Annotated in this window: 22 protein-coding genes, 1 tRNA gene and 1 other RNA gene; 8 read left to right on the top strand and 16 right to left on the bottom strand. The window is 76.5% G+C overall.

Features of this window, described 5'->3' with window-relative positions; translation table 11 throughout:
* Window positions 1–28 precede the first annotated feature (28 nt).
* Window positions 29–1,162: an aromatic acid exporter family protein gene (locus tag BJ989_RS03760; protein WP_179517054.1), complete on the bottom strand. Its 1,134-nt coding sequence runs from the start codon at window positions 1,160–1,162 to the stop codon at window positions 29–31.
* A gap of 135 nt (window positions 1,163–1,297) precedes the next feature.
* Here BJ989_RS03760 and BJ989_RS03755 point away from each other — a divergent pair, with 135 nt between their 5' ends.
* Window positions 1,298–2,137, top strand: coding sequence for a hypothetical protein (locus BJ989_RS03755; RefSeq protein ID WP_179517053.1), 840 nt, complete (start codon window positions 1,298–1,300; stop codon window positions 2,135–2,137).
* A 126-nt stretch (window positions 2,138–2,263) separates the two neighbouring features.
* Here the strand turns inward: BJ989_RS03755 and BJ989_RS03750 are convergent, their stop codons facing one another.
* The 7 genes from BJ989_RS03750 to ffs form a co-directional block, all read right to left on the bottom strand.
* Window positions 2,264–3,319 (bottom strand): aspartate-semialdehyde dehydrogenase, encoded by a 1,056-nt coding sequence (locus BJ989_RS03750; RefSeq protein WP_179517052.1) that lies wholly within the window; start codon window positions 3,317–3,319, stop codon window positions 2,264–2,266.
* Entirely contained in the window at window positions 3,316–4,587 is a 1,272-nt protein-coding gene (locus BJ989_RS03745) for an aspartate kinase (RefSeq protein WP_179517051.1), read from the bottom strand. Before BJ989_RS03745 ends, BJ989_RS03750 begins: the two co-directional genes overlap by 4 nt.
* A 67-nt stretch (window positions 4,588–4,654) precedes the next feature.
* The gene (locus tag BJ989_RS03740; RefSeq protein ID WP_179517050.1) at window positions 4,655–5,326 is read right to left on the bottom strand and encodes a DUF5063 domain-containing protein; all 672 of its coding nucleotides are present in this window, start codon (window positions 5,324–5,326) and stop codon (window positions 4,655–4,657) included.
* Window positions 5,319–5,918, bottom strand: a complete 600-nt coding sequence (gene recR / locus BJ989_RS03735) for a recombination mediator RecR (RefSeq protein ID WP_179517049.1) — start codon at window positions 5,916–5,918, stop codon at window positions 5,319–5,321. The genes BJ989_RS03740 and recR overlap by 8 nt, the downstream gene beginning before the upstream one ends.
* A 9-nt stretch (window positions 5,919–5,927) precedes the next feature.
* A complete protein-coding gene (locus BJ989_RS03730) occupies window positions 5,928–6,353 on the bottom strand; it encodes a YbaB/EbfC family nucleoid-associated protein (protein ID WP_179517048.1) in 426 nt (141 codons plus the stop codon).
* Window positions 6,354–6,477: 124 nt separating this feature from the next.
* Window positions 6,478–8,766, bottom strand: coding sequence for a DNA polymerase III subunit gamma and tau (locus BJ989_RS03725; RefSeq protein ID WP_179517047.1), 2,289 nt, complete (start codon window positions 8,764–8,766; stop codon window positions 6,478–6,480).
* A gap of 90 nt (window positions 8,767–8,856) precedes the next feature.
* An RNA gene (gene ffs / locus BJ989_RS03720) (signal recognition particle sRNA small type) lies at window positions 8,857–8,949 on the bottom strand.
* A 112-nt stretch (window positions 8,950–9,061) separates the two neighbouring features.
* Here ffs and BJ989_RS03715 point away from each other — a divergent pair.
* Window positions 9,062–9,150, top strand: a tRNA-Ser gene (locus tag BJ989_RS03715).
* Here the strand turns inward: BJ989_RS03715 and BJ989_RS03710 are convergent.
* Entirely contained in the window at window positions 9,138–10,862 is a 1,725-nt protein-coding gene (locus tag BJ989_RS03710) for a class I adenylate-forming enzyme family protein (protein ID WP_218848712.1), read from the bottom strand. The two genes, BJ989_RS03715 and BJ989_RS03710, sit on opposite strands and share 13 nt — an antisense overlap.
* A 96-nt stretch (window positions 10,863–10,958) precedes the next feature.
* Between BJ989_RS03710 and BJ989_RS03705 the strand changes: the two genes are divergently transcribed.
* Entirely contained in the window at window positions 10,959–11,756 is a 798-nt protein-coding gene (locus tag BJ989_RS03705; RefSeq protein WP_218848711.1) for an NYN domain-containing protein, read from the top strand.
* Between the two features lie 26 nt (window positions 11,757–11,782).
* On the opposite strand, the gene BJ989_RS03700 is transcribed toward BJ989_RS03705, so the two are convergent.
* From BJ989_RS03700 to BJ989_RS03685, 4 genes are all read right to left on the bottom strand, one after another.
* Window positions 11,783–11,998, bottom strand: a complete 216-nt coding sequence (locus BJ989_RS03700; protein WP_179517046.1) for a hypothetical protein — start codon at window positions 11,996–11,998, stop codon at window positions 11,783–11,785.
* Window positions 11,995–13,380, bottom strand: coding sequence for an EsaB/YukD family protein (locus tag BJ989_RS03695; RefSeq protein WP_179517045.1), 1,386 nt, complete (start codon window positions 13,378–13,380; stop codon window positions 11,995–11,997). Before BJ989_RS03695 ends, BJ989_RS03700 begins: the two co-directional genes overlap by 4 nt.
* A gap of 90 nt (window positions 13,381–13,470) precedes the next feature.
* The gene (locus tag BJ989_RS03690) at window positions 13,471–13,764 is read right to left on the bottom strand and encodes a WXG100 family type VII secretion target (protein WP_179517044.1); all 294 of its coding nucleotides are present in this window, start codon (window positions 13,762–13,764) and stop codon (window positions 13,471–13,473) included.
* 24 nt (window positions 13,765–13,788) lie between these two features.
* A complete protein-coding gene (locus tag BJ989_RS03685) occupies window positions 13,789–14,097 on the bottom strand; it encodes a WXG100 family type VII secretion target (protein ID WP_179517043.1) in 309 nt (102 codons plus the stop codon).
* A gap of 248 nt (window positions 14,098–14,345) precedes the next feature.
* On the opposite strand from BJ989_RS03685, the gene eccCb reads away from it, so the two are divergent.
* Both eccCb and BJ989_RS03675 read left to right on the top strand, forming a co-directional pair.
* Entirely contained in the window at window positions 14,346–18,614 is a 4,269-nt protein-coding gene (gene eccCb, locus BJ989_RS03680; RefSeq protein WP_179517042.1) for a type VII secretion protein EccCb, read from the top strand.
* A gap of 162 nt (window positions 18,615–18,776) precedes the next feature.
* Entirely contained in the window at window positions 18,777–18,950 is a 174-nt protein-coding gene (locus BJ989_RS03675) for a hypothetical protein (RefSeq protein WP_179517041.1), read from the top strand.
* Window positions 18,951–19,045: 95 nt separating this feature from the next.
* Here BJ989_RS03675 and BJ989_RS03670 read toward each other — a convergent pair whose 3' ends face one another.
* The gene (locus BJ989_RS03670; RefSeq protein WP_179517040.1) at window positions 19,046–20,749 is read right to left on the bottom strand and encodes a helicase HerA-like domain-containing protein; all 1,704 of its coding nucleotides are present in this window, start codon (window positions 20,747–20,749) and stop codon (window positions 19,046–19,048) included.
* A gap of 42 nt (window positions 20,750–20,791) precedes the next feature.
* On the opposite strand from BJ989_RS03670, the gene BJ989_RS03665 reads away from it, so the two are divergent.
* Both BJ989_RS03665 and BJ989_RS18595 read left to right on the top strand, forming a co-directional pair.
* Window positions 20,792–21,094, top strand: coding sequence for a type II toxin-antitoxin system VapB family antitoxin (locus tag BJ989_RS03665; RefSeq protein WP_179517039.1), 303 nt, complete (start codon window positions 20,792–20,794; stop codon window positions 21,092–21,094).
* The gene (locus BJ989_RS18595) at window positions 21,091–21,663 is read left to right on the top strand and encodes a LytR C-terminal domain-containing protein (RefSeq protein ID WP_179517038.1); all 573 of its coding nucleotides are present in this window, start codon (window positions 21,091–21,093) and stop codon (window positions 21,661–21,663) included. Before BJ989_RS03665 ends, BJ989_RS18595 begins: the two co-directional genes overlap by 4 nt.
* Window positions 21,664–21,758: 95 nt before the next feature.
* Here the strand turns inward: BJ989_RS18595 and BJ989_RS03655 are convergent, their stop codons facing one another.
* Window positions 21,759–23,246 (bottom strand): potassium/proton antiporter, encoded by a 1,488-nt coding sequence (locus tag BJ989_RS03655; RefSeq protein WP_179519352.1) that lies wholly within the window; start codon window positions 23,244–23,246, stop codon window positions 21,759–21,761.
* Between the two features lie 102 nt (window positions 23,247–23,348).
* Here BJ989_RS03655 and BJ989_RS03650 point away from each other — a divergent pair, with 102 nt between their 5' ends.
* Window positions 23,349–24,575: a pyridoxal phosphate-dependent aminotransferase gene (locus BJ989_RS03650; RefSeq protein ID WP_179517037.1), complete on the top strand. Its 1,227-nt coding sequence runs from the start codon at window positions 23,349–23,351 to the stop codon at window positions 24,573–24,575.
* A 129-nt stretch (window positions 24,576–24,704) separates the two neighbouring features.
* On the opposite strand, the gene BJ989_RS03645 is transcribed toward BJ989_RS03650, so the two are convergent.
* Window positions 24,705–26,012, bottom strand: coding sequence for a YncE family protein (locus tag BJ989_RS03645; protein ID WP_218848710.1), 1,308 nt, complete (start codon window positions 26,010–26,012; stop codon window positions 24,705–24,707).
* Between the last annotated feature and the right edge of the window lie 38 nt (window positions 26,013–26,050).

Raw genomic sequence — 26,050 nt, 5'->3', positions numbered from 1 at the left:
GCGGGGTCGGCCCGGCGGGCTCGGCCGGTCACCAGCCCGGGGCGAGCTCCTCGCGCAGCGCGGGTGGCACGACCGTCGCGAGCACGCGCCACAGCGTCGTGACGGCGCTGGCTGCGGCGAAGAGGTCGGCCTGCGTCTCGCGACGGTTGCGCCGCACCTCCTCCTCGAGCGCCCGCAGGGCGGCGACGGCGACCTCGAGGTCGCGGCGCTGCTCGTCGTCGAGCTCGTCGGCGTCCCCCTCGCCGGCCTCGCTCGCCGGGGTGGCGGAGCGCAGCGCCGCGGCCACCGCCCGGGCCGCCTCGGCCGCAGGGCGGCGCAGCGACGGCCCCAGCGCCGGCGTGGTGACGTCACGGTGCTCGTGGGCCTCGAGCATGGTGCGCAGGTCCTGCACCAGCATCGCGAGGTGCCGCAACGTCTCGGCGCGCCGCTGCTGGGCCTCGGGCACGTGCCACCACCCCCGCGCGCGCCAGTTCGCGCGTCGCGCCACCGCGGCCTCCGCGACCGTGGCGTCGACCGTGACCGACCGGTCGACCACGGGCGTGCGGGTGCGCACCCAGACGTCGGGGTCGGGCGGGTCGTCGGAGCCGAGGGTGTCGGCGACCGCGTCGAGCTGGTCGGCGAGGCTGCGGCGCAGGCCGCGCAGCGAGTCGTCGGTCTCGCGCCACGGCAGTGCGGGGTAGGCGAGGTCGACCGCCGTGCCGACGAGGGCACCGAGAGCGGTCAGGGCGAAGTAGGCGGTCGCGAACTCCCAGGGCTCCTGGCCGCCGAGCTCGAGCACGAAGACGGCCGCCATCGGCACCCAGCTCGCCGAGGCCCGCAACGGTGTCCAGCCGGCCAGCAGCGTGCCGACCCCGACGGCCGCGGCCAGCGCCACCGCCTCCGGCAGGGGCGCGGCCGCGAAGCCGAGCGCCACGGCGGACCCGACCATGATGGCGGCCACCGCCCCCAGGCTCGCCCGCGCCGAGACCGCGACGGTCCCGGTCACCGCCACGACCGCGCCGAAGGGCGCGTAGTAGGGGTACTCGTCGGCGAGGCCGCCCAGCGGCCACACCACCAGCCACGCGGCGGCCGCCGCCACGGCGGCGCGCACGGCCAGCGCGGCCCGCCCACGGTCGAGACCGCGCGCGGCTGCCGCGTGGAGGAGGTCGGTCGGGGAGCGCACCCCGACGGGTACCCCTGGGCCGCCCTCCCCCATGCCCCGGACCCCGTTCCTGCAGGGCCGGTCCTCGCCCACCGACGGGTCGCCGACTGCGCCGTCCGGCTGAGACGTCGTGCCCGGTCTGGCAGACTCCCGCCCATGGCCGACGAGCACCGGGAGCCGCACCCGGACGACGCCCGCGAGACCGAGGCGTCCCTCGAGCTGCCCTCCTTCGGGCTGCGCCGACGACGCCGGAGCCAGGCGCCTGCCACCGAGGCCCCCCGGGCCGAGACGGCACCCGCCGAGCCGCCCACCGAGCCGCCCGCCGAGCCGCCCGCCGAGCCCGCCACCGGCCAGCGCACCCCGGCAGCCCCGCCGCCGGCCGCGCCGCCAGCCCCGCCGGCGGCTGCGCCCGCCCGGCCCGCGTCGCCCACCGTGGCGTCAGCGCCGGTCACGCCTGCCCAGCCCGAGCCGGTCGTCGCTGACCCGGCCGCGCACCCAGCGCACGCCGAGGCGTCGGCCGCCGACGTGCCCGCCGCCACCGCACCGGCGCGTCCTCGCCGACCCCGCCCGCGCCTGTCCCTGCCGGGAGTGCCGGCGCTGCCGCCACTGAGCGGCAGCGCCGCTGCGCTCGTGACGGGGCTCGTCGTCGGCGTCGTCGGTGTGCTGCTCACCCTCGCCTCGACCGCGACCTGCGAGGCCCTCCGCGGCACCTCGTCCTGCGGCGACGCGGGCTTCCTGGTGCTCGGGGCGATCGTGCTGGTGATGGCGCTGCTCGGGCGTGCCCTGCTCGACGCCTGGCAGGTGCGCGACTCCGGGTCGACCGCCGTCCTCGCGGTCGGCCTCGTCGTGGTCGTCGCCCTGACCGTGCTGATCGACGTCATCCTCAGCTGGGCGATGGTCGTCGTGGTGCCGCTCGTGTCGCTGGCGGCCTTCGGCGTCTCCCACTGGGTGACGACCAAGGTGGCCGAGTCCGAGTCCGAGTCCGCCGACGCCTGAGCCGCGCCGACCGGCCGTCGGGCCCCGCCGGCCGGCCACGGGGGACCCGAGTCCTGCACCGGTGCCCGGAGTCCTCGGGCCACCAGTGAGGGAGTCACCGGTCAGCCGGTGACTCCGGCAGGGCCGTCAGCGGGCGGCGGCGACCAGCTCCGCGATCTGCACGGTGTTGAGCGCCGCGCCCTTGCGCAGGTTGTCGTTGCTGATGAAGAGCGCCAGCCCGCGCTGGTCGTCGACGCCCTCGTCCTGCCGGATCCGACCGACGTACGACGGGTCGTTGCCGGCCGCCTGCAGCGGCGTGGGCACGTCGGTGAGCTCGACGCCGGGGGCACCGGCGAGCAGCTCACGGGCCCGCTCGACCGGCAGGGAGCGCGAGAACTCCGCGTTGACCGCCAGCGAGTGGCCGGTGAAGACCGGGACGCGCACGCAGATGCCGGAGACGCGCAGCTCGGGCAGACCGAGGATCTTGCGCGACTCGTGGCGCAGCTTCTGCTCCTCGTCGGTCTCGCCGAGGCCGTCGTCGACGATCGAGCCGGCCAGCGGCAGCACGTTGTAGGCGATGGTGCGGGCGTAGGTCGCGGGCTCGGGGAACGCCACGGCCGCGCCGTCGTAGGCCAGCTCGCGGGCCTTGTCGCCCGCGGCGGCCACCTGGCCGGCGAGCTCCTCGACGCCGGCGACGCCGGAGCCGGAGACGGCCTGGTAGGTCGAGGCGACCAGGCGCACCAGGCCGGCCTCGTCGTGCAGCGGCTTGAGCACCGGCATCGCGGCCATCGTCGTGCAGTTGGGGTTGGCGATGATGCCGTGGCCGGCCTCGACCACCGGCCGCGCCGCCTCGGGGTTGACCTCCGAGACGACGAGCGGGATCGCCGGGTCGCGACGGAAGGCCGAGGAGTTGTCGACCACGATGACCCCCGCCTCGGCGAAGGCCGGCGCGAGGGCGCGCGAGGTCGTGGCGCCCGCCGAGAAGAGGGCGACGTCGAGCCCGGAGGGGTCGGCGGTGGCAGCGTCCTCCACGGTGACCTCGCGGTCGCCGAAGGGCAGGACGGTGCCGGCGGAGCGGGCCGAGGCGAAGAAGCGCACCTCCGCGGCGGGGAAGCCGCGCTCGAGCAGGATCTGGCGCATGGCGACGCCGACCTGCCCGGTGGCGCCGACGATGCCGATGCGCAGTCCGTCGCGGGCGCTCATCGGCCGGTCCCGCCGTAGACGACCGCCTCGACCTCGTCGGCGTCGAGGTCGAAGGCGGTGTGGGTGGCGCGCACGGCGGTGTCGATCTGCGCCTCGTCGACGATCACCGAGATGCGGATCTCGGAGGTCGAGATCATCTCGATGTTGACGCCGGCCGAGGCCAGCGCGGCGAAGAACTTCGCCGTGATGCCGGGGTGGCTGCGCATGCCCGCGCCGATGAGCGAGACCTTGCCGACCTGGTCGTCGTAGAGGAGCTTGTCGTAGCCGACCTCGTCCTGCAGGCGGGCGAGGGCGGTCATCGCGCCCTGCCCGTCCTCGCGGGGCAGCGTGAAGGAGATGTCGGTGCGGCCGGTCGCGGCGGCGGAGACGTTCTGCACGACCATGTCGATGTTGACCTCCGCGGCCGAGAGGGCCTCGAAGATGCGCGCGGCCTCGCCGACCTTGTCGGGCACGCCGACCACGGTGATCTTGGCCTCGCTGCGGTCGTGGGCGACACCGGCGATGATCGCCTGCTCCATGGCGGACTCCTTCGAGTGGTCGGGGAGGATCCAGGTGCCCTCCTTCTCGGAGAAGGAGGAGCGCACGTGGACGGGCATGTCGTAGCGGCGGGCGTACTCGACGCACCGCAGGTGCAGGATCTTCGCGCCGGAGGCGGCCATCTCGAGCATCTCCTCGGTGGAGACGCGGTCGAGCTTGCGGGCCGTCGGCACGATCCGCGGGTCGGCGGTGAAGACGCCGTCGACGTCGCTGTAGATCTCGCACACGTCGGCGCCGAGGGCGGCGGCGAGCGCGACCGCCGTCGTGTCGGAGGCGCCGCGACCGAGCGTGGTGACGTCCTTGGTGTCCTGGGAGACGCCCTGGAAGCCGGCCACGATCGCGATCGAGCCGTCGGCGATCGCGGCCTCGATGCGGCCGGGCGAGATGTCGATGATCTTGGCCTTGCCGTGCGAGGAGTCCGTGATGACGCCCGCCTGCGAGCCCGTGAAGGACTGTGCCTTGTGTCCGAGCTGGGCGATCGCCATCGCGACCAGCGCCATCGAGATGCGCTCGCCCGCGGTGAGCAGCATGTCGAGCTCGCGCGGCGGCGGCAGCGGCGTCACCTGCTCGGCGAGGTCGCGCAGCTCGTCGGTCGTGTCGCCCATGGCGGAGACGACCACGACGACGTCGTGGCCCGCCTTGCGCGTCTTGACGATGCGCTGGGCGACGCGCTTGATGCCCTGCGCGTCCGCCACGGACGAGCCGCCGTACTTCTGGACGACGATGCCCACGGAGACCTCCGGGGTGTGCGATGAGTGGTGCTCGCGCCTCGTCGCGCGGTGCCGGCCGCCGCCGATCCTACCGGCGCGCCGTCCGCTGCCCCGCGAGCATCTCACCGGCGGCCAGGACCTGCTCGGCGTCGAGCATCCGGTCGTCGTCGAGACGGTCGTGGGCGACGACCGACTGCAGCGCACGCAGCGCCGCGGATGCCTCGGTGCCCCAGCTCGCGACGTAGCTGAACTGCCACCACCACAGCGCCTCGAGCACCCGCCCGGCGCGGTGGTGGCGCAGGCCGTGGGCGAGGGCCGCCGCGGTGCTGGCGAGGTCGTCGGACAGCGTGCTCGGCACGACCTCGGGCTCGCCGTAGGGGTCGAGCACCTCGACGTAGAGGTCGACGCCGTCGAGCGTCTCGGCCAGCCGCAGCCGCAGCTCGTCGAGGTCGGGGTCGGGGCCGGCGTCGGGCTGGAACTCCTCGTCGGGGGTGAAGTCGCGCAGCACCCCGAGCCGCGCCCCGGCCAGCAGCACCTGCGAGACCTCGAGCAGCAGCAGCGAGACCGCGCTGCCGCCGTCGCCCTCGCGGGCGATGGCGCGCAGGGCGAGCAGGAAGCTCTCGACCTGGTCGGCGACCTGCTGGGCGAGGTCCTCGGTGTCGCTGTCGAGCACCGGCACGGCGCGCGGGGGCGCCTCGCCGCCCCCGGCCGTCGGCGCGGCCGTCGGCGCGGTCGTCGGCGCGGTCGTTGGCTCAGTCATCGGCGGACCTCCTCCCGGCGAAGGCCCGACCCAACGTCACCTCGTCGGCGTACTCGAGGTCTCCGCCCACCGGCAGTCCACTCGCCAGACGCGTCACGCGCAACCCCATCGGCTTGAGCAACCGCGTCAGGTAGGTCGCGGTCGCCTCGCCCTCGAGGTTGGGGTCGGTCGCGAGGATGGTCTCGGTGACGGTGCCGTCGGCAAGTCGCGGCATCAGCTCGCGGATGTGCAGCTGGTCGGGCCCGATGCCGTCGATCGGTGAGATCGCGCCGCCGAGCACGTGGTAGCGGCCCCGGAACTCGCGCGTGCGCTCGATGGCCACGACGTCCTTGTACTCCTCGACGACGCAGAGCACCGTCGGGTCGCGCCGGGGGTCGCGGCAGATCCGGCAGGTCTCCTCCTCGGAGACGTTGAAGCAGGTGGAGCAGAAGACCACCTTGCGCTTGACCTCGACCAGCACGTCGGAGAGCCGCTTCACGTCGGCGGGGTCGGCCTGCAGCAGGTGGAAGGCGATGCGCTGGGCGCTCTTGGGCCCCACGCCCGGCAGCCGGCCGAGCTCGTCGATGAGGTCCTGGACCACGCCTTCGTACAACGCGGGGTCCTAGAAGCCGAGCCGGCCGGGCGTGGCGCCCGGCCCGGCGTCGTCGGTGCCGCCGCCGAGCAGGCCGCCGAGGTCTCCGAGACCACCACCGGCACCTCCCCCGGCGAGGGGCCCGAGGGCCTCGCCGGCGAGCGCGTCGGCCTTGGCCTTGGCGTCGCGGTAGGCGGCCACCACGAGGTCGCCGAGGTCGGTGAGGTCGTCGGCGTCACCGCCGTCGAAGCGACCCGGCGTGACGTCGACCTTGACCAGGTCGCCGACGCCGTTGACGGTCACCGTCACGGCGCCGCCCGCGCTGCCCTCGACGGTCTCGTCGTGGAGGCGCTGCTGCGCCTCCTGCAGCTGCTGCTGCATCGCCTGGGCCTGCTGCAGGAGGGCGTTGACGTCGAAGCCGCCGCCGCCGAGGGCCTCGAAGGGGTTCTGGGTCATCGCGGTGCGCTCCTGTGCTGGTGGTGGGGTGGTGGTGGGGGTGGTGGGGCCGTGCGGGGAGTACGTCGAGGGGTGCGCTGGTCGGACCGCCTGCCGGTGGGCCCGCCCGGCGCGCCGGGCGGGGTCAGCGGTGGGGGATCTCCTCGATGACCTGGGCGCCGAGCTCACGCTGGAGCAGCTCGGCACCGGCGAGTCCGTCGGTCTCGGCGTCCATGTCGTCGGGGTGGGCGTCGGCGTCGGCGGCCGCGCGGTCGTCGTCGCGCTCGGCCGAGCGGCCGGCCTCCCGGGTCTGCTGGATGCCGGCGCGGGCGTGGGCGATGCCCTCGGCCGAGGCGGACGGACGATCGGGTGCCGCGGTGGCCTCCCCCGCAGGCGTGGCGGGCGTGGCGGGCGCCGCGGGCTCGACCGGTGTCCCGCCGGGCGCGGTGGTGGCCCACCCGGGGGGCTCCGCCGGCGGCGCGGCGGCAGGTGCGCCACGGTCGCCGGCGATCGGCGCGTCGCGCTCGGTGGGGGCCGGCGCCGGGGCAGCCGCCGGGCTCGAGCCGGTCGCACCGCCCGCGGGGGCCGCAGCCGGCGCGGCCGCACCCGGCGACACACCCGGGTCGGTGATCGCCTCGATGCGCCAGTCGACCCCGACCACGTCGATCGCGGCCTGGCGCACGATCTCGGCGTGGCCGCCCGCGGCGAAGTGGTCGCGCGGGCCGGCGGCGTCGAAGCCGAGCACGAGGCTGCCGGCGTCGACCGAGACCACCTGCGCGTGCTGGGTGAGGTGCATCCAGGTGACCCGTCGGCGGGCCTTCGTCGCCTCGACGATGTCGGGCCACAGCCGCCGGACGTCGACGAGCGTGAGTCCGCCCGCGGGGGCGGCCGGTGCCGGCCCGGCGGCAGCCGGCTGCTCGTCGGCGGGCGCGGACGGCGCCGGGGGGCCCGACGAGGTGCTGGTCGGGGACGAGCTGTCGGGCCGGGTGGTCGTCGGAGCACCGGCCGGGGCTGCGGCACCGGCCGCTGCCGGCGCAGCGGGCGCGGCCGACGGTGTCGACGGGGCGGGCGCCTCGGCGGCCGGCGCGACCGGGCCCTCGGAGGGGCGGTCGGGCGGTGGCGCGGCCGGCGCGGCGGGCTCAGGACGGGCCGAGCTGGGCGGCGCTGCCGGGGCGACCGGGGCCGCCGGGGCCTCGGACCGGGTCGCCGCTGCGGGCACCGCCGGGGCGACCGCTGCCGGAGCGGCCGGTGCGGGCGCACCACCGGGGATCGCGAGCCGCTTCTCGAGCCGGTCGAGACGCGCGAGCACGCCGTCGTCGGTGTCGTCTGCCCCCGGCAGCAGCACCCGGGCGCAGACCAGCTCGAGGAGCAGCCGGGGTGCGGTCGCGCCGCGCATCTCGGTCAGCCCGGCGGCGACCAGGTCGGCGGCGCGCGAGAGCTCGACCCCACCGAACCGCGCGGCCTGCGCGACCAGCCGCTCTCCCTGGTCCTCCGAGACGTCGATGAGCCCGGTGGCGGGGGCGTCGGGCACGGCGTCGACGATGACGAGGTCGCGCAGCCGGCGCAGGAGGTCCTCGGTGAAGCGGCGCGGGTCCTGGCCGGTCTCCACGACCTTGTCGACGACGCCGAAGACCGCCGCACCGTCGCCCGCGGCGAAGGCCTCGACGACCTCGTCGAGGAGCGTGTCGGGGGTGTAACCGAGGAGGTCGGTGGCGAGCTGGTGGGTCACGCCCTCCGGGCCCGCCCCGCCGAGCAGCTGGTCGAGCACGGAGAGGGTGTCGCGGGCCGAGCCCCCGCCCGCGCGCACCACGAGCGGCAGCGCGGCGGGCTCGATGGCCACGCCCTCGCGCTGGCACAGATCGGTGAGGTAGGTCGTCAGCAGCCGCGGCGGGATGAGCCGGAAGGGGTAGTGGTGGGTGCGCGACCGGATGGTCGGGATCACCTTGTCGGGCTCGGTGGTGGCGAAGATGAAGCGCAGGTGGGGCGGCGGCTCCTCGACCAGCTTCAGCAGCGCGTTGAAGCCCTGGGTCGTGACCATGTGGGCCTCGTCGATGACGTAGACCTTGTAGCGGCTGCGCACGGGCGCGAAGAACGCCTTCTCCCGCAGGTCGCGCGCGTCGTCGACGCCGCCGTGGGAGGCGGCGTCGATCTCGATGACGTCGATCGACCCCGGGCCGCCACGGGCCAGGTCGCGGCAGGAGTCGCACTCGCCGCACGGGTCGGCCACCGGCGCGCGCTCGCAGTTGAGCGCGCGGGCCAGGATGCGCGCCGAGGTGGTCTTGCCGCAGCCGCGCGGGCCGGAGAAGAGGTAGGCGTGGTTGACCCGGTTGTTCGCCAGCGCCGCGCGCAGCGGCGTCGTGACGTGGTCCTGCCCGATGACCTCGGCGAAGGTCTCGGGTCGGTAGCGCCGGTACAGCGCGAGGGGGGACTCCACCCTGCGACCCTAACCAGCGCCGCCGACAGCCGGGACCGGCGGCGCCCCGGTGCCCCGCGGCGTACGCCTCGGACCGGTCACCCGGGGACGAGAAGGCCCCCCGCGCACCCGACAGAGCTCGCTTGCCCTTGCTGCCTTCCGGCCCTGGGGGAGTTGGGCGAGGTGCCGCCGCACGGGGGGTTGCCCCCACTGTAGGGGAGCCCGGGCGCGGCGCACAAAGCACCCCGGGGCACGCCGGACGGGCGCCGACGGGGCGGATTCGCGCCCCCTGCGGGCGACGAGTAACCTCCTCCGCGGAGGATTCGCCTAGTGGCCTATGGCGCTCGCTTGGAAAGCGGGTTGGGTTAACAGCCCTCAGGGGTTCGAATCCCCTATCCTCCGCCACTCGACGGCGTCGGCCCTGCGGCCGGCGCCGTCGCTGCGTCCGCTGCGCCTTCGCGCAGCACGTTGCGCCGGATCTTGCCGGTCTGCGTCTTGGGCAGGTCGTCGAGCACGACGAGGCGCCGCGGGGCCTTGTAGGCCGCGAGCCGCTCGCGCGCGAACGCGATCAGCTCCTCGGGCGCCACCTGGGCGCCGGCGACGAGCGAGACGAAGGCCAGCACCGACTCGCCGCGGTGCGCGTCGGGCTCGCCCACCACCGCGGCCTCGCGGACCGCGGGGTGCTCGTAGAGCGCGTCCTCGACCTCGCGCGGCCACACCTTGTAGCCGGAGACGTTCACCTGGTCCTTCAGCCGGTCGACGAGGTAGACCCAGCCGTCGTCGTCGAGCACGGCGACGTCACCGGACCGCAGCCGCCCGCCCGGCATCGTGTGCTCGGTCGCCTCCGGATTGCGCCAGTAGCCCGCCACCACGGACGGTCCGGACATCTCGAGCTCGCCCTGCTCGCCTGTGGGCACCGGCCGACCCTCGGGGTCGACGACCCGCACGGTCACCCCCGGCAGGGGCACCCCCACCGAGAGGGTGCCGCTCGGACCGTGGACGGGCGCGCGCCGCCCGGCCGGCACGGCGACCACCGCCGACGTCGTCTCGGTCATGCCGTAGGCGTTGTGGAGGTGGACGCCGAACCGCGCCTCGAAGCGCTCCACGGTGGCCGGCGGGATCGGCGCGCCGCCCGACCACAGTCCCGTGGCGCTCGCGAAGTGCTCGCGGGAGGCGTGCGGGACCTGCGCCATCGCGGAGTACGCCGTGATCGAGCCGATCGTGAACGTCACCCCGTGCTCGACGAACGCCTCGAGCGCGACCTCGGGGTGGAAGCGGCCCGTCAGGACCAGGGTCGTGTCGGTCAGCAGGGAGAGCGCGGCGTTGACCACGGCGCCGGTGATGTGGAAGAGCGGCGCCATCGCGAGGACGACGTCGCCGGGGGCGAGCCCCACCCAGTCGCCGAAGGTGTCGACGACCGACAGCACGTTGGCGTGGGTGCTCATCGCGCCCTTCGGCGGCCCGGTCGTGCCGGAGGTGTAGGTGAGCAGCGCGACGTCGTCGGGGGCGACGTCGACGGGGTCGGGCCGCTCACCGCGGTGGCGGCGCAGCAGCGCGCCGAGGTCGCCCTGCGCGGCGGGCCGGTGCGCGGCACCGGGGGCCTCCGGTCCGCCGGGGGCGAAGACGCGCGGGTCGTCGCGCGACTGCAGGTCGCGCGCGCGCGAGCTGAGGGTCCACCGCACGGACGAGCCGGCGAGCGACTCGGCCACCTCGTCGACCTCGTGGTCGGCGCAGAGGATGCCGACCGCCTCCGCGTCGTCGACGAGCCGCCGCAGCTCGGCGCGACGGTACATCGGGTTCAGCGGCAGCACGATCGCCCCGAGCTTCCACAGCGCGAGCACCGCGAAGACGTGGTGGGGCACGTTCTGCAGGTGGATCCCGACCCGGTCACCGGGCCCGCAGCCGAGCCGGGCGAAGGCCACTGCGAGCGCGTCGGAGGCCTCGTCGACCTCCGCGGCGCTCAGGCGGGCGTCGAACCAGGCCAGGGCGACCCGGTCGGGCGCCGCCGCGACGCGGGCGCGCCACGCCGCGGCGAGCGAGGGGTGCGCGGCGCGCTGCGGGGCTGGGTCCGCGGCCGGTCGCGGGTCGGGTCCGGGCACGTGCACCTCCGCTGCCACCTGCGCTGCCTCCGCCACCTCGACGGATGGGCCACCACGGTAGTGCGCCGGGCCAGGGCGGGGCCGGGAGCCGCGGCCGCCGACTAGCCTGCCCGGGTGCCCACCCCCTCGGCCTCCCCCTCGGCCGCCCCCCGCCCCTCGCGCGACCACAAGCTGGCCGTGCTCATCGACGCCGACAACGCACCGCCGTCGGTCGCCGACGCGCTGGTCTCGGAGATCGCGAAGTACGGCGTGGCCTCGGTCAAGCGCGTCTACGGCGACTGGACGACACCCAAGCTCCGGGGGTGGAAGGAGGCCTCGAACGTCCACGCCATCACCCCGATCCAGCAGTTCGCCTACACCACCGGCAAGAACGCCACCGACAGCGCGATGATCATCGACGCGATGGACCTGCTCTACACCGAGCGCTTCGACGGCTTCTGCCTGGTCTCCTCCGACAGCGACTTCACCCGTCTCGCGAGCCGCCTGCGCGAGTCGGGCGTCACGGTCTACGGCTTCGGCGAGCGCAAGACGCCGCAGGCCTTCGTCTCGGCGTGCGACCGCTTCGTCTACATGGACGTCCTGCGCTCGCGCGGCGACGAGCCGGGCGAGACCGACGAGCCGGAAGCCCCCGCGGAGAAGCCGAGCGGCAAGGAGCTGCGCCAGGACTCGCGGCTGGTCTCGCTGCTGCGCCGCGGCGTCGACTCCGCCTCCGACGACGAGGGGTGGGCCGACCTCGGGACGCTGGGCTCGCACATCGCCAACCGCGCACCCGACTTCGACGCGCGCAACTGGCGCTACACCAAGCTGGTCGACCTGGTCACCGCCGTCGGCCTCTTCGACGTCGAGCGGGTGGCCGACGAGCGCGGCCGGACCACCGCGATCCGGGTGCGGGAGAAGCAGAAGCGCGCCTGAGCCTCCTGGGTCCGGGCCACCCGGGCTCACCCGGCGCCGCCGACCAGCCGCGCCCCGACCGCGACAGCGGGGAGCAGCAGCGACAGCAGGCCGCCACCGACGAGCAACCGCACCGGCCGGCGTACGCCGGGTGGGTCGCCGCCCACCCCCGCCGCCCCGGACACGAGCGCCGCGGCGAGCCGGCGCCGGGACCAGGCCGCGGCGCCGGGCAGGTCGCGCGGCTGCGGCACCGGGGCGGTCACGGGCCCCAGCCGCGGAGGTCGAGGACGGCATCGGCCGCGAGGTCGACGGCACCGCTCGCGACCGCGAGCAGTGGCAGGACCACGAGCACTGCCGTGCCCTCGAGCCGCTCGCACGCCCGCGCCCGCCTCGCTCGGGCAGCCGCGCCACCGGTCGGCGCGAGGAGGGCCACCGACCCGACCGCGAGCAGGGTCACCGCGACCACCGGCCGCCAGCCGGGTTGCAGCACGAGCACCGCGGCGACCAGCGCGAGCAGCACGGCGACGCCGGCGGCGGCCGCGGGCCGAGCCGGGCCCGGGTCGCGCCAGCGGCTCGCCGTGGTCAGCAGCACCGTCGAGCCGGCGAGGACCAGCGCGGTGCCGGCAGGCCCGGTGAGCACCGCCACCGGGGCTGCCACGAGCAGCAGCGCCGCAGCGGTCACGTGACCGGTGAGCAGGAGGTCGTGGGCAGCGCGCACCTCGGCCGCCAGGGGTGCCGCAGCGGTGGTGGGGAGGGGCACGGGACCGCCACCGGCGTGGAGCGCGGTGACCGGGCCGAGGTCGGGCAGCCGTCGGGCGAGGCCGGACGCGCCGACGGCGAGACGCGGCAGCCCCGGCAGGACGAGCACGCCGAAGGCGGCTGCGGACAGGACGGCGGCCGCCGGCGGCGCAGTGGTGAGCCGCGCCGCGAGCGCCGTGACGGCCAGGAGGACCCCCAGGGCCACGACAGGCAGGAGCAGCAGCCGGCGCTCGCGCAGCAGCGGCAGTGCGAGCGCCCCGACGAGCGCAGCCGCGGACCCGGCCACGGCCAGCCGGAGCCCCAGCCACCCGCCGGCGGCGGGCACGAGGACGGCGCCGGCGGCCGCCGCGTGGGCGCAGGCGGCGACGGCCGCCGGGAGTGCACGCGCCGACCCGGCACGACCGAGCACGCCGGCGAGCGCCAGGAGGCAGGCGGTCGCGGCCAGGGCCAGCGCACCCCCGCCCGGCACCGTGGGCAGCAGGGCGGCAGGACCCGCGAGGGCCACCGCCGGCACGAGCAGGCGCGGCGTCGGTGACGAGGCCGGGCGCGCGGCCGCGGACGCCTCGACCAGGCGCGCCACGGCGGCGGCCACGTCCGCGGTCGTCCCCTCCCCGCCTCCTGCGGCGTGGTCGCCGCCGCTCGGGTCGCCCAGGTCGACCGCCTCCTGGCGCTCCAGGAGCACGAGCAGGTCGCCGTCGACCACGCCCTGCTCGACCAACGAGGTGTCGGGGCGCAGCGGGCGACCGCAGGCCGTGGTCGCCCGCAGGCCGCCGCCGACGCGCACGGGGGCGCCGACCTCCGCCCCGACCGCGTCGATCAGGTCGGCGAGCGGGACGCGGGCCGGCACCGCCAGCGGCACGCGCCGTGCGCCGTGCACGGCGAGCACGCGCACCAGCGCGCGAGCCGGGGAGGCACTCGCGCCCGTGCCCCTGCCCGTCGCCGCCGGGACGCAGGTCGTCGCCACGCCCGTGCCGGGTCAGCCGCCGAAGCGGGCGGCGCCGCGCTGGTCGGCGGCGCGGTAGGCGGCGTCGGCCGCCTCGACCGCGTGCCCGACCTGCCCGAGCAGCTGGACCATGTCGGCGACGGCGGCGTCCCACTGCGCCTTCGCCGCGTCGTAGGTCCCGCGGGCCGCGCCGGACCACTCCCCGCGCAGCGGGGCCAGCTCCTGCTCGAGCCGGTCGAGGCGATCGCCGGTGCGGCGCGCGCCGAGCAGCAGATGCTGGGCGGTGGCGGCGAGGGCCGCGTGGTCGACGTGGATGCCGGTGTGCACGGGGATGCTCCTCTCGTGGCGGGCTCAGCCGAGCCGCGACGCGTAGTGGGCGAAGCCGGTGGCCTGGTCGTCGTCGGTGCGTCCGGTGTCGGCCTCCGTCTCGCGCAGGGCCGCCTCGAAGCCGTCGAGCGCGGCGACCACCCGCGACTGCTGCTCCTGCCACGCGGTGTGGACGCGGTGGAAGGCGATCGCACCCGAGCCGGACCAGCGCTGGCCGAGCGCAGCGACGTCGCCGGCGACCTCCTGCTGGACTCGGGTCACGTCGGCGCGGGTGCCGGCCACGGCCTCGGCCGCCGCGCTCAGGGCGCGCGGGCCCTGGCTGAGCTGGGTCATCGGTCCTCCTCGGGTGGGGGCACCCGACCCCGTCGTGGCGGGGTCGGGACGGCCCTGGCGAGCCGCGTGGCGTGCACCGTAGGACGAGCCGGCGCTCCCGTGCGTCGCGTCGTCCACAGGCCACCGGGGCCAGCCCCGGTCCGCGCCCCGTTGTCCACAGGCGACCCCGCCGGGCCGCGACGCGCGTCGGCCCCGGCCCCTACGGTCTGGCCTCGTCCAGGGCCGCACACCCGAGGAGAGGAGGGCGCGTGAGCACACCGTCGGAGGCGCTCGGCGCCACCGCGACGCCGGCCGCGCTGCCGACCACGGCGCCCGCCGCGGTGCCGGCCCCGATCGGGACCGGCACCCGGTCGCCGGTGACCCTCGAGGCACCGCCCGCGGTCGAGCAGCCGGACCTCGGCTCGTCGTCGACGCTCGTGACCGCGCTCCCGGTCGCCGGGTCCGTCGGCTCCGTGCTCGTGCTCGCCACGACCGGCGGCGAGGCACGCACCCGGGCCCTCGTGGCGGGGGTGCTGTTCCTCCTCGCCACCGTCGCCGTGCTCGTGCTGCAGGCCGACCGGCAGCGACGGACCCGCGCACGGGTGACCGACGAGGTGCGCCACGGCTACCTCGGCCGCCTCGCCGCGGTCGAGGAGGCCCTCGCCACCGCGGCGGCCGAGCACCGCGAGGACCTCCGCCGGGCGTTGCCGAGCCCCGCCGCGCTCCCCCTCCCCGACCACGCCGTCCACGCCGTCCACGCCGTCCACGCCGACCGACCCGACCGCGTCGGCCGGGTGGTCGTGCGGTGGGGGTGCGCGCGCCACCCGCACCCGGTCTCCCTCGACCTGCCCTCGGAGCTCCACGACCGTCCCGACCCGGTGTGCGCCGCGGCCTACCGACGGGTCGTCGAGGGCGCCGCCGCCGGGCTGGAGCTGCCGGCTGCGCTCGACCTGGCCGAGCACCGCCAGGTCGTGCTGACCGGCCCCCTGCCGGCGCGTCGCGCCCTGGCGCGTGCGCTCGTCGTCGCGGGCGCCGCGGCGCACGCACCCGGTGACCTCCGCGTCGCGTGCCTCCACGACGCCGCGAGCGTCGGGGACTGGTCGTGGGCCGCGTGGCTGCCCCACGCCGCTGCCCCGGCGGCCGTCGACGACGCCGGGCCGGCACGGCTGCTCGACGACGACCCGCACCGCCTGGCCTCCCGGGCACTGCCGGGGCTCGGGGCCGACGGCCGGGGGGCGTGCCCCCCGCACCTGCTGCTGGTCGTCGACAGCGCCCACGCGCCGTCCGACCTGGTCGGGATGCTCGCCCTGCCCCCGCGGGTGACGCTGCTGCGTCTCGACGAGGCCGCCGACGCCGCCGACCTGGTGCTCGACCTGACCCCTCCCGCAACCTGGGGGGAGCCGGCACCGACGGGGTCGCCCGACACCGCACCGGTCGTCGTGCCGGTGCGCGTCCACCGCCACGGTCACCCCCCGGTCGCGGCCCGAGCCGACCAGCTCGACCCGACGACCGCCGAGGCCGTCGCGCGCGCCCTCGCCGGGCGCGCCCACCGTGCCGAGGCGGCCCACCGTGCCGTCGCTGCGACCTCGACGGCCTCCGGATCGTCGGCCGACACCCCGGGCGGCACCGGCGCCCCCGGCGGCACAGCGGAGCCGGCGCTGCCCGCGGGCCTCGACCCGGCACACCCGGCCGCGTCGTGGCGACCCGACGGGCGCCGCGCACCGCTGCGCGTGGTCGTCGGCTCCGCCGCGAGCGGCCCGGTGACCCTCGACCTCGAGGAGCCGGCCGCGGGCGGCCAGGGGCCGCACGGCCTCGTCGTGGGCACGACCGGGTCGGGCAAGTCCGAGCTGCTGCGCACGGTGGTGCTCGGGCTGGCCGCCGGCCAGCCGCCCGAGGACCTCTCGCTCGTCCTGGTCGACTTCAAGGGCGGGGCGACCTTCGCGGGGCTCGGCGACCTCCCCCACGTGGCCGCCCTCATCACCAACCTCTCCGGTGAGGCGGCGCTGGTCGACCGGATGCGCGACGCGCTCGAGGGCGAGCTGGTGCGCCGGCAGGAGGTCCTGCGCGCCGCAGGCGACCTGGCGTCCGTCCACGAGCACGAGGCCCGACGGGTGTCGGGCGCACCCCTGGAGCCGCTGCCCCGGTTGCTCGTCGTGGTCGACGAGTTCGCCGAGCTGCTCGCCGCTCGCCCCGACCTCCTCGACACGGTCGTGGCCCTGGGCCGCCTCGGCCGCTCGCTGGGGGTCCACCTGCTGCTGGCCACGCAGCGGCTCGAGGAGGGTCGGCTCCGCGGGCTCGAGTCACACCTCTCGGTCCGGATCGCGCTGCGCACCTCCAGCGCGGCCGAGTCGCGCGCCGTGGTGGGCGTGCCCGATGCTGCCCTCCTGCCCACCCACCCCGGCCACGCCCTGCTGCGCACCGGCCCCGAGCCCCCCGTGACGTTCCGTGCCGGCCTGGTCTCACGGCCCGTGCCGCCCGAGACCGGCGCGACACCCCCGGCCACACCGCCCCTGACGACGCCCGGGACGACGCCCGGGACGACGCCCGGGACGTCCGCCGCCGCGCCCGACGGGCCCTCACCCCGGGTGGTCCGCTTCGGCGCGGCTCCCGTGGGCCCGGTGCGCCCCAGGGCTGGGACGGAGCCGCCGGGCCGCGGCGCAGCCCGTGGTGCACCCGGCGGTGCACCCGACCCGGGGGCACCCTCGCTGCTGAGCACGGCCGTCGCCGCGCTCGCCCGACAGGCCCGCGACGCCGGGCACGCCCGCCCGCACCAGGTCTGGCTCCCGCCGCTCACGACCTCGCCGACCCTGGCCGAGCTCCTGCCGGAGCACGCGGACCGGGCCGACACCCCCCGGCGTCCCGGTGCGGGCGCCCCGGTCACCGCGCCCCTCCGCCTGCCGGTGGGCGTGGTCGACCTCCCGCGCGAGCAACGGCGCGAACCCTTCGTCCTCGACCTCGGCGGGGCGGGTGGTCACGTCGCCGTCGTCGGTGGTCCGCGCAGCGGACGGAGCACGGCCGTGCGCACGCTCGTGTGCGCCGCCGCCCTCACCTCCGCACCAGGCCGCACCACCGTCCTGCTGCTCGACCTCGGCGGTGGTCTCGCCGGGCTCGCGGGGCTCCCCCACGTCGCCGCGCGGGCGGAGCGGTCCGACCCCGACGGCGTACGCCGGGTGGTCACCCACGTGCGCTCGTTGGTCGAGCGTCGGGAGTCCGGCGAGGAGTCTCGCCACGACGCGGCCGGGCCCGCGGGGCCCGGGTGGCGTGCCGACGGCTGGGGCGAGGTGCTCGTGGTGGTCGACGGCTGGGCCGCGCTCCGCGCCGACCACCCGGGCCTCGAGGACGACCTCGTCGGGCTCGCCGCGCGCGGCCTGGGCGTGGGCGTGCACCTCGTGGTGACCGCGCACCGGTGGTCGGAGCTGCGCCCCGCCCTGCGGGACCTGCTCGGCAGCCGGGTCGAGCTGCGCCTGGGCGACCCCCTCGACTCCTGGGTCGACCGCAGGGCGGCGGCGGCCGTGCCGGTCGACCGGCCGGGCCGTGGTCTGCGCGCCGACGGTGCGCACGTGCTGGTCGCCGAGCCCCGCCTCGAGGGCAGTCCCGAAGACCTCGTGCACCGGCTGCGGGCCCGCTGGGGCGAGCGCACGGCACCGACTCTCCCGGCCCTCCCCGATCACCTCGACCTCGCCGACCTCGTCGACCTCGTCGACGACCCCCACGGCTCCGGCGGCTCCGGCGGCTCCGAGACCTCCGGCACCCGCGACGCGCCCACCGAGGTCGAGGTACCGCTCGGCGTGCGCCCCGACGGCGCGCCGGTGGGTGTGCCGACCGGGGCGCGACGCCACCTGGTGGTGCTCGGCCCGCCCGGGTCCGGGCGCACCGCGTCGTTGCGCACGGCGCTGCGCGGCTTCCTGCAGCGCCCACCGTCGGCGCTGCAGGTCGTGCTGCTCGACCCGCGCCGGGGTCTCACCGGCGAGGTCTCGCCCGACCACCTGCTCGACGACCTCCCCGGTGACGACCGCAGCCGCGCCGCGGTCGAGGCCCTCGCCGCGCACCTGCGGGCGCGGCTGCCGACCGCCCGCACGACCGTCGCCCAGCTGCGCGAGCGCTGCTGGTGGGAGGGACCCGAGGTGCTGGTCGTGGCCGACGACTACGACCTCCTCGCCGCTCCCACCGCCGCCAGCCCGCTGGCTCCGCTCGCGCCGCTGCTGCCGCGGTCCGCCGAGGTCGGGCTGCACCTGCTCCTGGCGCGCCGCCCGACCGGGCTCGAGCGTGGCCACGACCCGGTGGCGGGCCTGCTCCGCGACCTCGGTGCCCCTCGGCTCGACCTCACCTCCGCGGCCCGGCCCGGTCGGGGCCGCTTCGTGCCCGGCGGCGAGGTCGGCGAGGGCGGACCGGGCGGCGTGGCGGGCGGGGCCGGCACGGAGGTGCAGGTGGCCTGGGCCGCGGAGCGCATGGCCGACGGGTCCGGGGGTACGGATCCGACCTCAGGCGCCGACCGCCCCGCCGGGGGTCGACACCTGCAGCAGGGGCGACCAGCGTGACCGGGTCTCGACGACGCGACACAGAGATCTCACAGACGGAAACCTGGTGGTAACCCGGTGGCCACACCGGGGCGACGTCGGCGCTCCATGCTCAGGGCAGCGCTCACCAGCGCGGCTCTCGGGAAGCACCGTCCACGTCGGCTCCACACCCCAGGAGGACGCATGACCGAAGAAGAGCGCGAGGACCTCCGCCTCGTCCGCCTCGAGACGCAGCACCTGAAGCTCCGCAGCCGCCACTCCTCCGCCCTCACGCACCTGCTCGAGGAGCGCAAGGACCTGACCGGCGTCCACGCGATGGCCGACTTCGTCACCGAGTCGGTGCGCTGGTCGGCCTAGCCCGACCAGCTTCCCCCTCACGCAGCGGGGACCACACCTGTGCCCGCCCCGGGCGGCGACTCACGCAGCGCCGCCCGGGCGGGCCGGTTCCTCGGTCAGCGGCGCCCGGTGCGGAACATCCCCCGGGCGATCTCGCGCGCCGCGGTGCGCACCACGTCGCGGAAGACCTTCGACTCGACGACGTCGCGCAGCACGTCGCCGCCACCGGCGTCCCCGGAGCGACCACCCGACCGACCTGCACGGCCACCGGCCCGGCTGCCGCCACCGCGCGGCGCGCGCGAGCCGCGCTCGAGCCGGTCCGCCTCGGCCCGCAGCCGCTCGTCCTGCGACGCGCCGTCCGGAGAGTCCGGACCGGGGCCCGACGCACCCGCGTCAGCACCCCCGCTCGCCCCCGCCTCCGCCGCGGCCTTCTGGGCGCCCCGCTCGAGGCGGGCGGCCAACAGCTCGCGCGCCGACTCGCGGTCGACCGCCGCGGCGTACGTCGGGTGGAGCGGGCTCGCGGCGACCGCGGCGTCCTGCACGGCCTGCTCGGCGGTCGCCATGAGCGAGCGGGGTGCGGGCAGGCGGGTCCACGCCACCGGTGTCGGCGCGCCGCGCTCCCCCATGACGGTCACGATCGCCTCGCCGGTGCCGAGGCCGGTGAGCACGCGGCCGAGGTCGTCGTACTCGGGGTGGGGATAGGTGGCGACGGTCTCCTTGAGCGCCTTGGCGTCGTTGGGGGTGTGGGCGCGGAGCTGGTGCTGGACGCGGGAACCGAGCTGGGCGAGCACCTCGTCGGGCACGTCGGTCGGCTGCTGGGTGACGAAGAAGACGCCGACGCCCTTGGAGCGGATCAGCCGCACGGTCTGGGCGACCTGGTCGAGGAACGCCTCGGAGGCGTCGTCGAAGAGCAGGTGCGCCTCGTCGAAGAAGAAGACCAGCTTGGGCTTGTCGACGTCGCCGACCTCGGGCAGGTCGTGGAAGAGGTCGGCGAGCAGCCACATCAAGAAGGTCGAGAAGACCGCCGGGCGGTCGGCGAGCCGCGGCAGCTCGACGAGGCTGATGACGCCGCGGCCGTCGGGCAGCACCCGCAGCAGGTCGGCGGTGTCGAACTCGGGCTCGCCGAAGAACGCGTCGGCGCCCTGGTCGGAGAAGCCGATGAGCTCGCGCAGGATCACTCCGGCGGTCGAGGGGGCCAGTCCGCCGAGCTGCTTCAGCTCCGGCTTGCCCTCGTCGGAGACGAGGTGCTGCACGACCGCGCGCAGGTCGGCGAGGTCGAGCAGCGGCAGGCCCGCCTGGTCGGCGTAGTGGAAGACCAGGCCGAGGCTGGACTCCTGGGTCTCGTTGAGGCCCAGCACCTTCGAGAGCAGCAGCGGGCCGAAGGTGCTGACCGTGGCGCGCAGCGGGGTGCCGGTGCCCTCGCCCCCGATGGCGAGCAGCTCGACGGGGAAGCCGGTGGGCTCCCACGCCTGGCCGACCGAGGCCGCCCGGTCGCGGACGCGCGGGGAGTCCTCGCCCGGCACGAGCAGGCCGGTCAGGTCGCCCTTGACGTCGGCGGCGAAGACGGGCACGCCGGCGTCGCTGAGCTGCTCGGCCATGAGCTGGAGCGTCTTGGTCTTGCCGGTGCCGGTGGCCCCCGCCACGAGCCCGTGGCGGTTGAGCATCGCGATCGGGATCCGGATCGGCACGGGAAGGACGGTGGACTCGTCGGCCATGAGCGCCCCGAGCTCCAGCGCCGGCCCCTCGAAGGTGTAGCCCGGCCTGATCGCTGCGGCCAGCGGGTGCTCGGCCCCGGCCTCCGGCGTGCTCTGCTCGTCCATGCGGGGAGCGTAGCCGCGGGGGCCGGCGCTAGGGTCGCAGGCGTGATCTTCAAGCGGGTGGGCGTCGGGCGCCCCTACCCCGACCACGGGCTGACCCCGCGGGCGTGGGCCGACGTCGCGCCGCGCCAGGTGCGCCTCGACCACCTCGTGACCACGAAGGACACGCTCCAGCTCGCGGCGCTCCTCGACGAGGAGTCGACGTTCTACGGCGACCTCTTCGCCCACGTCGTGGAGTGGCAGGGCGAGCTCTACCTCGAGGACGGCCTGCACCGCGCGCTGCGCGCCGCCCTGCAGCAGCGTCACCTGCTGCACGCCCGCGTCGTCGCGCTGGGGGGCCGGTCGTGAGCGACGGTCGACCCGGCAGCCCCGGCGGTCTGCACCTCGACCCACGCGTGCGCACCGCCCTCACCCTCGCCGTCCTCGGCCTGCTGCTCGTCGCCGGCACCGCGTGGGGCTGGAGCGCGCTCACCCAGCCGCTGCCGCGACCCGACCTCGCCGTCGAGGAGCCGCCGCTGTGCACCGACCGCACGGTCGAGGCCGGCAGCACGCTGGGCCGCGGCGACGTGGTGGTCAGCGTCTACAACGGCGGCACGACCGCCGGGCTCGCCGGCCGCACCCTGAGCCGGCTGGCCGAGCGCGGCTTCGTGCTGGGCGAGAGCGGCAACGCGGGCGAGCGCATCCCGCGGGTGCAGGTCTGGGCGCCCGACCGTCGCAACCCGGCGGTCCGCCTGGTGCGCAGCCACCTCGGCCGCGGCGTGCGGGTCGTGGAGCGCGAGGGCCTCGGCCCGGGTATCACGGTCGTCGTGGGTGACGACTTCGGCCGCCTGGCACGCGGCAGGCGACAGGTGCAGGTGCGCGAGGACGCCACCGTCTGCAGCCCGCCGGCCGACACCGCCGAGACGCCGGCGGGCTGAGCCGCTCGGCCCACCCAGCCGCACGGCCCACCCAGCCGCACGACGCCGGCGGGCGCCACCACCTGTCGTACGCCGGGGCGCGCGGCCCCGCCGCCTCAGCGCGCGGGCCGCCGGGGGCCGCGCCACAGGGCCAGCCGGCCCCCCTCGGAGACGGCTCGGAGGCGGTCCTCGGTGGCGTGCCGCTGCCGCCGCGGGGTGACCACGAGCAGCTCGTCGCCGTGGCGCAGGGTGGTGCGCGGCTCCGGCACGAGCGCCTCGCCCTGGCGCACGACCAGCGACACCGACGCGCCGACCGGCAGCCGCAGCTCACCGACCTCGACGCCGTGCAGGCGCGAGCTCGGCGCGATGGTCACCTGCAGCATGTCGGCGGCGACCCGCTCGAGCGGCGCGGCCTCGAGGTCGATCCCGCGCGGCTCCGAGCGCCGCGCCACCCGCAGCCACTTCGCGACCCACGGCAGGGTCGGTCCGGTGAGCAGGGTGTAGACGACGACCAGCACGAAGACGAGGTCGAAGAGCTGCGCGGCCCCCGGTGTGCCCGCGGCGAGCGGGATCGTGGTGAAGACGATCGGCACGGCGCCGCGCAGCCCCGCCCACGACAGGAACGCCAGCTCGCGCGGCGGCATCCGCTGCACGAGGCTGCAGGCGAGCACCGAGAGCGGGCGGGCCACGAAGGTGAGGACGCCGCCGGCGACCAGCGCCATCCACAGCGTGGACCAGCCCAGGCGCTCCGGGGAGAGCAGCAGGCCGAGCATGACGAACAGGCCGATCTGGGCCAGCCACGCGATGCCCTCCGAGAAGGAGCGGGTGGCCCCGCGGTGCGGCAGGTCGGCGTTGCCCAGCCACAGGGCGGCGACGTAGACGGCCGCGAAACCGCTGACGTGGAGCGCCGCGCCGCCGGCGTACGCCAGGACCGCGAGGCACAGCACCGCGATCGGGTAGAGGCCCGTCGAGGGGAGCGCGGCCCGCCGCATCACCCACGCCCCGGCCCACCCCACCGCGAGGCCGAGGGCGACGCCGCCGGCGAGCTCGCCGAGGATCACCAGGGCCGTCACGAGCACGCCCTGCTCGAGCGCCGTGTCGGACGAGACGAGCACGATGAGGACGATGGTGGGGGCGTCGTTGAGGCCCGACTCCGCCTCGAGCGCGCCCGTGAGGCGCCGGGGCAGCGGGACGGTGCGCAGCACCGAGAAGACCGCCGCCGCGTCGGTCGCGGACGTCGCGGCGCCCAGCAGCACCGCGAGCTGCCAGGGCAGACCGAGCAGGTAGTGCGTGCCGACCGCGACCACCGCCACCGAGACGGTGACGCCGAGCGTCGAGAGCGCCAAGCCCAGCCGCATCGACGGCCGCAGCTCGCGCCACGAGGTCGTGAGGCCGCCCTCGGCCAGGATCACCACGAGCGCGGCGAAGCCGAGGGCGTGCGCCACGGCCGCGTCGTCGAACTGGATCCCGACGCCGGACTCCCCGAGCGCGACGCCCATGAGGAGGTAGAGCAGCAGCGAGGGCAGGCCCGCGCGGGCGGAGACCCGCACGGCCAGGACGGCGAGGAGGGTGACGGCGGCGCCCACCAGGAGGAAGGAGTCCATCTGGGAGGCGTCGAAGGTCACGCCTCACCTCGCTCGGTGGTCTCGGTGCTGCTGGCCGGCCGGGTGGCCATCCTATCGGCGCGCGGTGCGACACTCGCCGCCATGACGGCCCCCACCCCCGACGGCTTGCCCGACGACGGGACGGCGGCCCGGCTGGGCGTCGCGACGCGCGCCGCGGTGCCGCCCTTCCACGTGATGGACCTCCTCGCCGCGGCTGCGGAGCGCCAGCGCACCCACGGCGACCTGGTCAACCTCGTGGCCGGGCAGCCGAGCACCGGGGCTCCCGCGCCCGTGCGGGGGGAGGCGGTGCGGCTGCTGCAGTCCGGCGACCCGCTGGGCTACACCGTCTCGACCGGCGTGCCCGAGCTGCGCGCCGCGATCGCCGGCCACCACCGGCGCGCCCACGGCATCGAGGTCACCGCCGACGACGTGGTCGTCACGACCGGGTCGAGCGGCGGCTTCCTGCTCGCCTTCCTCGCCGCCTTCGACGCCGGTGACCGCGTGGCGATGGCACGCCCCGGCTACCCCTGCTACCGCAACGTGCTGCAGGCCCTGGGCTGCGAGGTGGTCGAGGTCGAGACCGGTCCCGCGACCCGCTTCCAGCCCACCGTCGAGCAGGTCGCCGCCGTCCACGCGCGGACCCCGCTGGCCGGCCTCGTCGTCGCCTCCCCCGCCAACCCGACCGGCACCGTGCTGCTGCCCGAGGAGCTCGCCGCACTCGCGCGCTGGTGCGAGGAGCACGGGGTGCAGCTGATCAGCGACGAGATCTACCACGGCATCGAGTACGCCGCGGCGAGCGGCGGCGCGTCCCTCACGCGCAGCGCGTGGGAGACGTCGCGGGAGGCGGTGGTCTTCAGCTCGTTCTCGAAGTACTTCTCGATGACCGGCTGGCGCATCGGCTGGATGCTGGTGCCCGAGCGGCTGCGGCGCGCCGTCGAGGTGCTGACCGGCAACTTCACGATCTGCCCGCCGGTGGTCGCGCAGTGGGCCTGCGTCCAGGCCTTCAGCGACGAGTCCTACGCCGAGCTCGACGGCCACGTCGCGCGCTACGCCGCCAACCGGGCGCTGCTGCTCGACGGCCTCGCCTCGCTGGGGCTGACCCGGCTCGCCCCCGCCGACGGCGCCTTCTACGCCTGGGCCGACGTCGGCCACCTCACCGACGACTCGATGGCCTTCTGCCACCGGCTGCTCGCCGAGACCGGCGTCGCCACCGCGCCGGGCGTCGACTTCGACACCGCCGACGGCTCCCGGTGGCTGCGCTTCAGCTTCGCGGGCCCGACCTCCGACGTCGAGGAGGGGCTCACCCGCCTCGCGACCCTGCTGCGCTGACCCCCGCCGTACGCCTCGCCGTGGCTGTCGGAGTCACCGGCTGACCGGTGAGACTGTCACTTGTGGCCCGAGTTCTCGGGCCACAAGTGCAGGAGTCACCGGTCGACCGGTGACTCCTGCAGCGCCCGGTCAGCCGCCCAGCGACCGCAGGCCGCGCACGAGCGAGGCGGCGACGAAGCCGTTGCGGATGCGCTGCGGGTGGTCGCCGACGCGCACGGTCTTGGCGATCCGGCCGGTGCGGTAGGAGATCTGCGAGACCGCGTCGGTGCCCGACCAGGAGATGTAGCAGAAGCGGCCGTCGGCGCTGGGGGTGACCCAGTAGGGCTTGGTGCCGCCCTTGAGCAGCGGTCCGCGGGTCAGGTCGTCGCGGCGCACGACGGTGGCGTAGTCCGACATCGTGCCGGCGACGCACAGCTTGCGGCCGGTGGGGTCGACCGCGATGCCGTGGTGGGCCGAGTCGAGGAGGTAGGCCTCGCGCGGAAGGTCCGGCACCAGGTTGGGCAGGCGGCGCACGCGCGTGATGCGGCCGGTGCGCAGGTCCATCTGCAGGAAGCCGTGGAAGAACGACACCTGGAACCACACGGTGCGCTCGTCGGGCGAGAGGGTCAGCGGGCGCACGGCGTGGGAGAGGCGGGTGAGGCCGGCCTGGTCGAGGGAGCGGCGCACGTCGATGCGGCGGACGACCCGGTTGGTGCGCGCGTCGATGACCTGGAAGACGCGCTCCTGCTTGGTGGCGTCGAGCTCGGGCTGGTCGAGCGGGCTGTAGACCATGCCGATGCTCGCGTGCAGGATCTTGCGACCGCCGTCGAAGTAGACGTTCTCGTGGGGCGAGCCGCCGGACGGCACCGCCGCGACCTCCGTGCCGTCGGCCACGCGCAGGATGTGCACGACGTTGCCGGTCGAGGCGCTGACCGCGACCCGCTTGCCGTCGGGCGAGAGCGCCATGTGGTCGGAGCGCTCGCCGTCGACGGCGAAGCGCCAGCGGATGTCGCCGGTGCGCAGGTCGAGGGCCACCACGTCGGCGAACGACGGCCGGCTGATGACCAGCGTGCGCCCGTCGTTGGAGGAGTACATGTCGTCGACGAACTGGTCGTTGCCCTCGCCGATCGCCTCGCGGATCGCGAGGAAGAACGCCAGCCGCTGCGGGTTGGTCGCGATCTCCTGCATCCGCTCGTCGAGGTCCGGCACCGCGTCCAGCCGCGCCACCCGCTCCAGCGTGCCCGGCCGCAGCACGTCGACCGTGCCGTCCCAGTTGTTGCCGACGAAGACCATCCGGCGCACGTCGCCGACGGGCACCTGGCCCTCGGAGGAGTGGGCCGCGGGTGCCGGCGCCAGGGCGGCGACGAGGCTGCCGAGGGCCGCGGCCACCGCGGCCCGGACGCGCGTGCGGGCCTGCGTGCGGGCGGTCAGCGGACGGGCGGGGCGGGGCCGGCGCATGGGACAACCTCGTGGTCGAGCGGGCGTGCGGGACACCG

This window comes from Nocardioides perillae (assembly GCF_013409425.1).
Classification (GTDB): domain Bacteria; phylum Actinomycetota; class Actinomycetes; order Propionibacteriales; family Nocardioidaceae; genus Nocardioides; species Nocardioides perillae.
Note: the sequence above shows the minus strand (reverse complement) of the source record. Positions and strands in the feature narration are given on the sequence as shown.